Genomic DNA, 10,393 nt, shown 5'->3' on the forward strand with positions numbered 1-10,393 from the left:
GGATCGGGTTCGGGCCGGGGCACCGGTTCGACGGGCGCGGCGTGCTGGTGCGGGATCGGCAGGGCCTCCCGGCCGACACCGCGTCGGGGCGGCGCCACCACGGGTTCGACGGGCGGGGCGGGCGGGGTCGACCCGGTGGGCGGGCCGGCCGGTCGGCGGACGCGGGGCTGCGCGCCGCCGAACAGGTCGAGGAAGGGCGAGTCGATGTCGCCCTCGGGGCGGACCGGCTCCCGGGGTTCGGCACCCCGGGGGGTGAGCGGACGCGGGGGTTGGAAGACGCCGACCCGGCCGTGCCCGGGGCTGGTGACGAGCGCCGGGTCGAGGACGATCTCGTCGAGGTCCTCGTCCGGTGGGTAGTCGAACGATCGCGCACGGTTACCGGGCGACCCGCCCGGGTGCCCGGCCGGGGAACCCGGCGTGGAAGAGCGACTCATGCGACCGCCTCACCCGCGTCGTTCGTCTGCGCCGTCGGCGTACGCCCGGTCATGCCAGTTCCTCCCGGATCCTGATCCGGCTCGCGACGAGGCGCGGGTCCCGCAGCTCGGCGGCCGGCTCCCGGGTGCGTCGCCAGTCGGTCAGCGCGGTCCGGATGACCATGCGCGCCGGCCGGTCCGGGTCGACGTACCGGAAGATGAACGAGGTCGTCACGATGGCGAGCGAGATCTCCCAGGCGGGGAACAGCTCGACCTGGAGCGTGAACAACCAGTGGATGAACACGTAGAGGGGTACGAGCAGCATGAACAGGCCGTACTGGGCGTACGGCAGGTGGACGGGAAGGGTGTAGCCGGGCGGGCCCAGGTAGACCAGGCGTGCCCGGTAGATGTCGTCGTCGGTGCGCAGCCGCATCGTCGCCCAACGCCCTACTCGAAGATGAGGTTGATCAGGTAGTCGCCGACGAAGAAGAGTGTGGCCGCGCCGGCGATGAAGGCCAGCCCGATGATGGCGATGGCCGAGCTGGTCAGCACCTTGGAGATCTCACCCCGGCTGGCCCGGCCGATGAAGATCACGCCGAGGACGGCGAGCAGGATCGGCGCGACCTTGCTGGCGAAGAAGGTGACGACGTTGTCGGTGTCGATGCCCTTCGGGGCCGGCTCGGCGAGTGGAGTCGACGCCAGGGTGTGGAGCGCGTGGTCGACGGCGGTGGACGCCGTTGCCATGAGCTCGATGGCGATCACTGGAAACCTCCCCAAAGGTCGCGGCCGGCGGTGCCGCGGTGGTGCAGTTAGGCAAGCCTGGCGGGATGGTGCTCGTCGAAGACAGCGCCGTCGACGCTGGGTCCGTCACTCAACCACGGAGCGTGGCGAGTTTTGGGAGGATTGTTCCCGCTTCGGCCCTCCCTCCAGGCTTCGCCATCTCGATGCTGGGCAATTCCAAAGCGTACGGGCCGGCCACCTTTGCGACAAGCCGCGAAGAGTGGACCCGGAACGACCCGGACGACCGATCGTACACCTGTTCCAATGCGCACGTCAGGACCGTCGGTCCGGCGCTCGCCCGGCCGCCGGAAGCCCTGCCGGCGAACGGTACTGTCGGGTCCGTGACCGATCTGGTACGGGCGCGGACCCCGGTGGTGATGGGCGTCCTCAACGTCACGCCCGACTCCTTCTCCGACGGCGGCAGATACGCCGATCTGGACGCCGCCGTCGCACACGGCGTGCGGCTGCGCGCCGACGGGGCGGACCTGGTCGACGTGGGTGGCGAGTCCACCCGGCCGGGCGCCGACCGGGTGGACGCGGAGACCGAGACCGCCCGGGTGCTGCCGGTGGTCCGGGAACTGGTCGCCGCCGGCATCGCGGTCAGCATCGACACCAGCCGGGCCGGGGTCGCCGAGGCCGTCCTCGCCGCCGGCGCGGCCGTGGTGAACGACGTGTCCGGCGGGCTCGCCGACCCGGACATGGCCCGCGTGGTCCGCGACGCCGGGTGCCCGTGGGTGCTCATGCACTGGCGGGGCCACTCCCGCGAGATGCGCGACCTGGCCCACTACACCGACGTGGTGGCCGACGTCCGGGCCGAGCTGGGCGGCCGGGTCGACGCGGCGCTCGCCGCCGGGGTGGCCGCCGACCGGATCATCGTCGACCCGGGGCTCGGCTTCGCCAAGACCGCGGCGCACAACTGGGAACTCAGCGCCCGCCTGCCCGAGCTGGTCGACCTCGGCTTCCCGGTCCTGTTCGGGGCCAGCCGCAAGTCCTATCTGGGCCGACTGCTCGCCGACCCGGCGGGCGCGCCCCGGCCGACCGAGGACCGCGAGGCGGCGACCGTCGCCACCAGCGTGCTCGCCGTGGCCGCCGGCGCCTGGGGGGTACGCGTGCACGACGTCCGGGGCACCGCCGACGCGCTCGCCGTCTGGCGTGCCACCGGCCGCCCCCGGCTGGCCACCGCGAGCGCCGGCGCGGCCGGGGGAGGGGACCGATGACCGACCGGATCGAGCTGACCGGCCTGCGCGCGCACGGCCGGCACGGCGTCTACGACTTCGAGCGCGCCCAGGGCCAGGAGTTCGTGGTCGACGCGGTGCTCGAACTCGACCTGGGCCCGGCGGCCCGCTCGGACGAGGTGACCGACACCGTGCACTACGGCGAGCTGGCCGAGCGGCTGGTCGCGGTGGTCACCGGCGAGCCGGTGAACCTGATCGAGACGCTCGCCGAGCGGCTGCTCGCGGTCTGCCTGGCCGAACCGCGGGTCGCCGCCGCGACCGTGACCGTGCACAAGCCGGAGGCCCCGATCCCGCACGCCTTCCGGGACGTGGCCGTCACCATGCGGCGTACCCGGTGACCCGGGCCGTGCTGTCGATCGGCAGCAACCTCGGCGACCGCCTCGACCACCTGCGCGGTGCGGTGGCCGCGCTCGGCGACGGCGTGGTGCTGGTCTCCGGCGTCTACGAGACTCCACCGTGGGGGGACGCGGACCAGCCCGCGTACCTGAACGCGGCGGTGATGGTGGTGGACCCGGCGGCGGCGCCGGGCGACTGGCTGGCTCGGGCCCGGGCCGCCGAGGCGGCGGCCGGGCGCACCCGCGACGCGGACCGGCGGTACGGGCCGCGCACGCTCGACGTGGACGTGATCGCGGTCTGGGACGACGCCGGCCACCCGGTGCTCACCGACGATCCCGAGCTGACCCTGCCGCACCCCCGGGCCCACCTGCGCGCCTTCGTGCTGCGCCCGTGGATCGACATCGAGCCGCACGGCCGGCTGCCCGGGCACGGCTGGCTGACCGACCTGCTCAACGCCGAGCCGTTGGCCGCCGACGCCCTGGAACTGAGCCCGCGACCGGATCTGACGCTAGAGTCGGACACATGAGTACGACCCGGTCCCCACAGGATCCCGACCGCTTCCGGATGGGTCCGACCCGGGTCTCCACGCTCGTGGTGGCCGCGCTGGCCGCCGCCGCGGTGGCCTGGCTGCTGATCAGCAACTTCTACGGCGACTTCGCCGCCGACCTGCCGTGGCTGCCGGTGATCACGCTGGCCGGGCTGGCCGTGCTGGAGGGCTACGCGGCGGTCAACACCCGCAGTCGGATCGAGCGGCGGCCCGGCCGGGAGCCGGTGAACCCGCTGCTGGTGGCCCGCTTCGTGGTGCTCGCCAAGGCGTCCGCGCTGGCCGGAGCGATCTTCGCCGGCTTCTACGCCGGGCTGGCCGGCTGGCTCTTCGTCGAGCCGACGAACGCCGCCGCCGGCGACCGGCCCGCCGCGGTCGCCGGGGCGGTCGCCTCGCTCGCCCTGGTCGCGGCCGCGCTCTGGCTGGAGCGGTCGTGCCGGGTGCCTGAGCAGGAGGACGACTCCGACCGCGAGCCGGGCGACCGCGAGACCCCGCGCGGGCGCCTCTGATCAGGGGGTTCCCCACACCCCTGGCCACAGGTACCGTCCCTGGCGACCGGAGTGCGACGGCCGCCACCGGTCCGCCCGCCCGTGGGCCGGACGCGGCCACCTGGGAGGCGCGGCCAATGGGGTACGACGAGGCGGACCGGACGGCGCCACCGGAGACGTCCTCCGGCGTACCGGCCGCCGTGCTGGAGAACGTCTTCGACGACCCGTCGCACGGCGAACCCGGCCGGGACCGGATCGCGGTGCACGTGGTCTGGGAGTTCCTGCTGCTGGCCGGGCTGGTGACGGTGACCTGGCTGCTCTGGCGGGAGGACCCGGACGCGCTGCGCGGCGGCGCGCTCAAGACCCTGCTCGTCGACGTGGCCGGGCTCGGTCTGCTCACCCTGGCCGCCGGCCTGAGCCTGCGGGCCGCCGCGGTGAACCTGGCGATCGGTCCGGTCGCGCTGGCCGCCGCGATGCACGTCGCCGAGCAGGGCGACCGGGGCGCCCGGGAGGCGCTGCTCCCGGCGCTCGCGGTGGCCGCGGTCGGTGGACTGGCGCTCGCGCTGGTCGTGGTGGTGCTGCACGTGCCCGGCTGGGCGGCGAGCCTGGCCGGCGCGGCCGGCGTGATCGTCTACCTGGAGCGGCGCACCGCGCCGGTCGCGGTCCAGGGCGAGTACGACCCCCGGCGCACCGCGCTCTACCTCTTCGTCGGCTTCGCCGCGGTGGCCGTCCTCGGTGGCCTCTTCGGCGCGATCAAACCGGTGCGCCGGCTGGTCGGCCGGTTCCGCCCGGTCGCCGACCCGGCCCGGCGGCGCGGGGTGGTCGCCGCCGTGGTGACCGCGCTGGCGCTCGTCGGCTCCACGGTGCTGGCGATGCTCGGCGGGGTGCTGATCGCCGCGAACGGCGACGGGCCGGTGGCCCCCGGCACCGGGCTGGACTGGACGGTGCTGGCGATCGGCACGGTGCTGCTCGGCGGCACCAGCGCGTACGGCCGGCGCGGCGGCGTCTTCGGCACGCTGATCGCGGTCAGCCTGGTGGTGGTGTTCCTGGCCTGGACCGTGGCGCACGACTGGACGGTCGGCCGCTGGGCCCTGGGCGGTGCCGTGCTCGGTGCCGGGCTGCTGGTCACCCGGCTGGTCGAGACGTTCGGCCGGCCCCGCCCGGCTCCGCTCGCGGCCGTCGCGCCCGGTCCACCCCGACCCGGCGGGGACGGCCGGATCAGCACCGGGTGGGCGACCACGCCGCCGCCCGAGCCGACCGACCCCTGGCCGTCGGTGCTGCCGGTCCGGGAGGCGGACACCCCGGTCGACGCCTGGGAGGCGCCGCGCTGGGACAACGAACCACGACGCTGGGACGCCGAGCGCTGAGCCCGGCGGCGGTAGGCGTCCGGCGGGGGTCGCGTCCGACGCGCCGGAGCTGATCTCGCCGGTTAGGCTCGGCGGCATGACGGAGACTCCTGCCCCCGGCGGCCGTACCTTCGACGAGCTCGACAAGCTCTCCACCGAGGAGTTGCGCGAGCAGGCGTTCCACCTGGCCCGGGAGCGTCGCGACGTGGGGTTCTTCTGGTCGGTGCTGCGGCACCTGCCGAACGCCGACGAGGCCGCCGCCCTGGACGGGGCGCCGAACTCGGTCGGGCCGACCATCGACGAGGCCAACGCGCTGTGGCGGGAGCTGACCGGGCACGGCTACGAGGACTCCGCGCCGCTGCTGCGCGCCGCCTTCATCGACTACCTGATGAAGCACTGACCGGTGGCCGCCCGCCGGCCGACGGCGGCCGCGCGGACACGCAGGTTTGCCCGGCGCGGCGGCCCGGGAACTGACCGCTCCATGGCCCTCACCAACCGCCCCCGCACCGTCCCCCGGTACGGCACGGCCGCCGGCACCGGCACGCTCGCCGCGTTCCTGCTCGTCGCGGTCGGCGGCAGCCCGATGTACGGCGACTGGGCGCAGGGCCACACCGATCCGACCGGGGCCGGTGGCTGGTTCCTGCGGCTGCTGTCCTGGCCGGCCTGGCGGTGGCACGCCGACGAAGGGCTGCTCACCGCCAACCTGCGGGCGATCCTGCTGCTCGTGGTCGCCGCGGCGCTGCTCTACCTGCTGCCCGGCCCGCAGGTGGACCGGGTGGCGGCCTCGGGCAGCCAGTTCCTCTCCGGTTGGGGCGCGTACGCCCTCGCCGGCGGGATCACCGCGCTGCTCGCCACGCTCCTCGGGCCGCACGGCACGCTCTTCGCCGCCTTCCAGGCCGCGAGCAGCGGGGTCACCTACGGATTCTTCGCCGGCTGGATCGTCGGCCTGGCGAGCCTGGGTGGCCGGGCCTGAGCCGACGGGCCCGGACCGTCGGTGACCCGGCGCGCCGGTCGGTCAGGCGCCGTCCACCGCGCCCAGGCTCAGCACCCGGCTCCGCGCGATCAGCCCCACCGGGCTGCCGTCCTCGGTGACCAGCGCGTGGTCGGCGCCGGAGGTGAGCAGCGTGCCCAGCGCGTCGTAGGCCGAGTCGCCGAGCGGCACCGTGGGCAGGCCGGTCCCACCGTCGGCCGGGAGCGGGTCGAGCACCGCCCGGGTCAGCGGGGTGACCGCCAGCCGGCGGATGCCCCGGTCGGCGCCGACGAACTCGCGGACGAACGCCGACGCGGGCGAACCGAGCAGCGCGGCCGGACGGTCGTACTGCTCCAGCACGCCGCCCTCGGACAGCACCGCGATCCGGTCGCCCAGCCGTACCGCCTCGTCGAGGTCGTGGGTGACCAGCACGATGGTCTTGCGCACCTCGGCCTGGAGCCGCAGGAACTCCTCCTGGAGCCGGGTCCGGACGATCGGGTCGACGGCCGAGAACGGCTCGTCCATCAGCAGCACCACCGGGTCGGCGGCGAGGGCGCGGGCGACACCCACGCGCTGCCGCTGCCCACCCGAGAGCTCGTGCGGGTAGCGCCGGCCGAACTGCGCCGGGTCGAGACCCACCAGCTCCAGCAGCTCGCCGACCCGGGCGCGGGTGCGTTCGCGCGGCCAGCCGAGCAGCCCCGGCACGGTCGCCACGTTGGCGGCGACGGTCTGGTGCGGGAAGAGGCCGACGTTCTGGATCACGTACCCGATGCGGCGACGCAGGGTGACCGGGTCGACGCGGGTGACGTCGTCGTCGCCGAGCAGGATCCGGCCGTCGGTCGGCTCGATCAGCCGGTTGATCATCCGCAGCACCGTCGACTTGCCGCAGCCGGACGGGCCGATCAGCACCACCAGCTCGCCCGCCTCGACCTCCAGGCTCAGCTCGCGGACCGCCTCGGTGCCGTCCGGGTAGCGCTTGCGGATGCGCTCCAGCGTGATCGAGGCGGCGCCGTGACCGGCGGTGGTGCCCGGGGTAACGTCCACGTGTGTTCCTCCACCTGAGCTACCGGGCCGCCCCGGGCAATCCGTGGTTCTCCTGGCAGTACGTGCGGGACAACTCTGACACCATCCTCGCCGCGCTGCGCGAGCACACCTGGTTGACCGCCCGGGCCGTGGTGATCGCCGCGCTGGTGGCGTTGCCGCTCGCGGTGGCAGCGTACTGGTTCCGCTCGCTCGCCGCGTCGATCCTGGCGCTGACCGGGGTGCTCTACACGATCCCGTCGCTGGCGCTGTTCGCCTTCCTGGCGCCCTACCTCGGCATCGGGGCGATCACCGTGCTCACCGTGGTGGCGCTCTACGCGCTGCTGGTCATCGTGCGGAACACGCTGGCCGGCCTGAACCAGGTGCCACCGGAGGTGCGGGAGGCCGCCGAGGGCATGGGGTACGGCCGCTGGGGCCGCCTGTTCCGCATCGAGCTGCCCCTGGCGCTGCCGGGCATCCTCACCGGCGTACGGCTGGCCACGGTCTCCACCGTCGCGCTGGTCACCGTGGGCGTGGTGGTGGGTCGGGGTGGGCTGGGTCAGCTCATCTTCGCCGGCTTCCAGAACAACTTCTACAAGGCGCAGATCATGACCGGCACGGTGCTCTGCGTGCTGCTGGCGCTGGTGCTCGACCTGATCCTGGCGGGCGTGGGGCGGCTGCTCACGCCGTGGCTGCGCGGGCGGGTCTCATGAGCGCGCGGAGTGCAGCGCAGCGGAGCCCCGCAGTCGCGAGCGAGAGGCGCACACGGTGAACCCGGTAAAGCAGGCGGTGGTCTGGCTGAACGACCCGCTGAACTGGACCAATCCGGGCGGCGTGCTGGACCGGCTCGGCGAGCACCTGAGCATGTCCGCCCTGGCGGTGCTGCTCGGTTGCCTGGTGGCGTGGCCGATCGGTCTCTGGCTCGGCCACAGCGGCCGCGGCGGCGGGCTGGTGCTGCTGGTCTCCAACGTCACGTTGGCGATCCCGACCCTGGCCCTGCTGACCATCCTGCCGCTGACCTTCCTCGGGTTCGGCCGGTCGGCCGTGGTGGTGGCGCTCGCGGTCTTCGCGGTGCCGCCGCTGCTGGCGAACGCGTACACCGGGGTGCGGCAGGCCGATCCGGAGGCCCGGGACGCGGCGCGCGGGATGGGGCTCTCCGGTGGGCAGGTGCTGCGCCGGGTGGAGCTGCCGCTCGCGGTGCCCTACCTGGCGGCGGGTTTCCGCACGGCGGCCGTGCAGGTGGTGGCGACCGCGGCGCTGGCCTCGTTCGTCAACGGCGGCGGGTTGGGCCAGATCATCCGGGCCGGCTTCGGGCTGGACATCGCGGCCGGCGGCGGTCAGATCATCGCCGGCGGTGTGCTCGTGGCGGGCCTGGCGCTGCTGGTCGAGGGGATCCTCGCGGTGTTGGAGCGGGTGGTCACGCCGCGTCCGCTGCGGCGGGTCAGCCGGCGCGCGAACCGCCGTGCGGCCGCGGCCACGGCCGGCGGCTGATCGTCCGGCGACCCCTAGCCGGCCCGTCGGTGAGTCGGGCATCACAGCGGATCCGACCCGCTGGTGACGATCGGATGACGAAAACCGCTCCGAATTTGTCGGTCGGGTCCGGAGGATGTTGGGTGAAGTCACGGGCGACCGTCCGGATCGCCCGTCGGACACGCGGCCGGCCCCAGTGAGGGCCGCGCCGGGACACGGAAGGCGGGCACTGATGCGCGCACGTTCACGGCTGGCCGCGGGGGCCTTCGGCGCCCTCGCCGCGGCGGCTCTCCTCACCGGCTGCGGTGACGCCGGCTCGTCCGGCACCGACGCGCCCGAGGCGGGCTCCTCGGGCGCCGGTTGTGCCCCGGTGGCGGGTGACCAGCTGGTCGTCCTCACCGACGACAAGAAGCTCCAGAACACCGACAACGTCCTCCCCGCGATCAACAAGAAGGCGGCGACGCCGCAGCTCGTCGCCGCGCTGGACAAGGTCTCGGCGAAACTCGACACCCCGAAGCTGATCCAGCTCAACCGCGCGGTCGACGTCGACCGGAAGACGCCCCAGGTGGCGGCGCAGGAGTTCGCCGGCGCCAACGGCCTGACCGACGGCATCGAGAAGGGCCCGGGCGGCCAGGTGACGGTGGGCGCGGGCAACTTCAGCGAGAGCCAGACCGTCGCCGAGCTCTACAAGATCGCACTCACCGCGGCCGGCTACCAGGTCAAGGTGCAGACCATCGGCAACCGGGAGCTCTACGAGCCGGCGCTGGAGAAGGGGCAGGTCCAGGTCGTCCCGGAGTACGCCGCCACCATGGCCGAGTTCCTCAACACCAAGGCCAACGGCAAGGACGCCCAGCCGGTCTCCTCGCCGGAGCTGGAGAAGACCGTCGCCGCGCTCAAGACCGAGGGCGACAAGGCCGGCCTGGTGTTCGGCCAGCCCTCCCAGGCGCAGGACCAGAACGCGTTCGCGGTCACCAAGGCCTTCGCCGACAAGTACGGCGTCTCGACGCTCTCCGACCTGGCCGCGAAGTGCTCCGGGCAGGCCACCGTGCTCGCCGGCCCGCCGGAGTGCCCGCAGCGGCCGAAGTGCCAGGCCGGTCTCGTCGAGGTCTACGACTTCAAGGCCGGCTCGTTCAGCTCGCTGGACGCGGGTGGCCCGCAGACCAAGAACGCGCTGAAGACCGGCGCCGCCAGCGTGGGCCTCGTCTTCTCCTCGGACGCGGCGCTCGCCACGAGCTGATCCGTCGCCGCCGGCCGGTCCCACCGGCCGGCGGCGTTCCCGAGCGGGGTGTGCTGGTCAGCGACCGTGCATCCGATCGCGCCGACCCGTTCCCCTCCGGTGGAACTCTCGGTAATCTGCTCAGCCATGCCCGCCTCGGTCGCCCCCGCCGACAAGCGCACCCCGACGCCGCTGACCGTCCTGTTCTGGATCGGCGTGGGGTTCGCGCCGCTGGCGGCGCTCATCCTGCTGGTCGCCGACGGGAACGGCACGCTGCGCTTCGGTGCGGTGCTGGCGATCCTCGCCGTGGTGCTGATCGGTCTCTCCATCGCGTTGCGGGCGGAGAGCGGTTCCGGGGCCGCCGGGGCCGAGGAGTTGCGGGAGGAGCTGGAGCAGCTCCGGCGCGAGTTGCGGTCCGAGATCGTGGCCGCCGCCCAGCGCGGCAACCAGGCGCTCGACCAGGCCAGGCGGGCGGAGGAGACAGCCGGCGCGGTGCGTCGACGGCTCGACGCGGCAGCCGCGGGGCTGGCCGCCGCGCCCGCTGAGGAACGCTCGGGCGGCCGAGATCGGAAGAG

General features: G+C 74.2%; 13 protein-coding genes and 2 pseudogenes. 11 read left to right on the forward strand and 4 right to left on the reverse strand.

The annotated features are described in order from the left end of the window. From HUW36_RS16425 to HUW36_RS16435, 3 genes and pseudogenes are all read right to left on the reverse strand, one after another. Positions 1-434 (reverse strand): annotated as a pseudogene (locus HUW36_RS16425) (ATP-binding protein); the annotation flags it as partial. Positions 435-483: 49 nt separating this feature from the next. Further along, the gene (locus HUW36_RS16430; protein WP_089157613.1) at positions 484-846 is read right to left on the reverse strand and encodes a hypothetical protein; all 363 of its coding nucleotides are present in this window, start codon (positions 844-846) and stop codon (positions 484-486) included. Positions 847-860: 14 nt separating this feature from the next. Then, entirely contained in the window at positions 861-1,175 is a 315-nt protein-coding gene (locus tag HUW36_RS16435; protein ID WP_091070155.1) for a hypothetical protein, read from the reverse strand. Positions 1,176-1,534: 359 nt separating this feature from the next. Between HUW36_RS16435 and folP the strand changes: the two genes are divergently transcribed. The 7 genes from folP to HUW36_RS16470 all read left to right on the forward strand — a co-directional run bounded on the left by folP (position 1,535) and on the right by HUW36_RS16470 (position 6,115). Next, positions 1,535-2,410 (forward strand): dihydropteroate synthase, encoded by an 876-nt coding sequence (gene folP / locus HUW36_RS16440; RefSeq protein ID WP_174528976.1) that lies wholly within the window; start codon positions 1,535-1,537, stop codon positions 2,408-2,410. Next, complete coding sequence (gene folB / locus HUW36_RS16445) at positions 2,407-2,766, forward strand: dihydroneopterin aldolase (RefSeq protein WP_174528977.1); 360 nt, start codon at positions 2,407-2,409, stop codon at positions 2,764-2,766. The genes folP and folB overlap by 4 nt, the downstream gene beginning before the upstream one ends. Continuing rightward, entirely contained in the window at positions 2,763-3,290 is a 528-nt protein-coding gene (gene folK / locus HUW36_RS16450; RefSeq protein WP_174528978.1) for a 2-amino-4-hydroxy-6-hydroxymethyldihydropteridine diphosphokinase, read from the forward strand. Before folB ends, folK begins: the two co-directional genes overlap by 4 nt. A gap of 38 nt (positions 3,291-3,328) precedes the next feature. Beyond that, complete coding sequence (locus HUW36_RS16455) at positions 3,329-3,817, forward strand: DUF3180 domain-containing protein (RefSeq protein WP_174528986.1); 489 nt, start codon at positions 3,329-3,331, stop codon at positions 3,815-3,817. Positions 3,818-3,933: 116 nt separating this feature from the next. Beyond that, positions 3,934-5,163, forward strand: coding sequence for an ABC transporter permease (locus tag HUW36_RS16460; RefSeq protein WP_174528979.1), 1,230 nt, complete (start codon positions 3,934-3,936; stop codon positions 5,161-5,163). A gap of 76 nt (positions 5,164-5,239) precedes the next feature. Next, the gene (locus HUW36_RS16465; RefSeq protein WP_174528980.1) at positions 5,240-5,542 is read left to right on the forward strand and encodes a hypothetical protein; all 303 of its coding nucleotides are present in this window, start codon (positions 5,240-5,242) and stop codon (positions 5,540-5,542) included. Between the two features lie 81 nt (positions 5,543-5,623). After that, positions 5,624-6,115 (forward strand): hypothetical protein, encoded by a 492-nt coding sequence (locus HUW36_RS16470; RefSeq protein ID WP_174528981.1) that lies wholly within the window; start codon positions 5,624-5,626, stop codon positions 6,113-6,115. 42 nt (positions 6,116-6,157) lie between these two features. On the opposite strand, the gene HUW36_RS16475 is transcribed toward HUW36_RS16470, so the two are convergent. After that, positions 6,158-7,156: an ABC transporter ATP-binding protein gene (locus HUW36_RS16475; protein WP_174528982.1), complete on the reverse strand. Its 999-nt coding sequence runs from the start codon at positions 7,154-7,156 to the stop codon at positions 6,158-6,160. Positions 7,157-7,158: 2 nt separating this feature from the next. Between HUW36_RS16475 and HUW36_RS16480 the strand changes: the two genes are divergently transcribed. The 4 genes and pseudogenes from HUW36_RS16480 to HUW36_RS16495 all read left to right on the forward strand — a co-directional run. Next, positions 7,159-7,845 carry an ABC transporter permease gene (locus tag HUW36_RS16480; RefSeq protein ID WP_174528983.1) on the forward strand — a complete coding sequence of 229 codons (687 nt, stop codon included), beginning with the start codon at positions 7,159-7,161 and terminating at the stop codon, positions 7,843-7,845. Between the two features lie 55 nt (positions 7,846-7,900). Beyond that, the gene (locus HUW36_RS16485) at positions 7,901-8,623 is read left to right on the forward strand and encodes an ABC transporter permease (protein ID WP_174528984.1); all 723 of its coding nucleotides are present in this window, start codon (positions 7,901-7,903) and stop codon (positions 8,621-8,623) included. Between the two features lie 211 nt (positions 8,624-8,834). Then, positions 8,835-9,839, forward strand: a complete 1,005-nt coding sequence (locus HUW36_RS16490; protein ID WP_174528985.1) for a glycine betaine ABC transporter substrate-binding protein — start codon at positions 8,835-8,837, stop codon at positions 9,837-9,839. Between the two features lie 126 nt (positions 9,840-9,965). Next, positions 9,966-10,393, forward strand: a pseudogene (locus tag HUW36_RS16495) (hypothetical protein); the annotation flags it as partial.

The sequence above is a fragment of the Micromonospora maritima genome (assembly GCF_902825405.1).
In the GTDB taxonomy this organism is placed as follows: Bacteria; Actinomycetota; Actinomycetes; order Mycobacteriales; family Micromonosporaceae; genus Micromonospora; species Micromonospora maritima.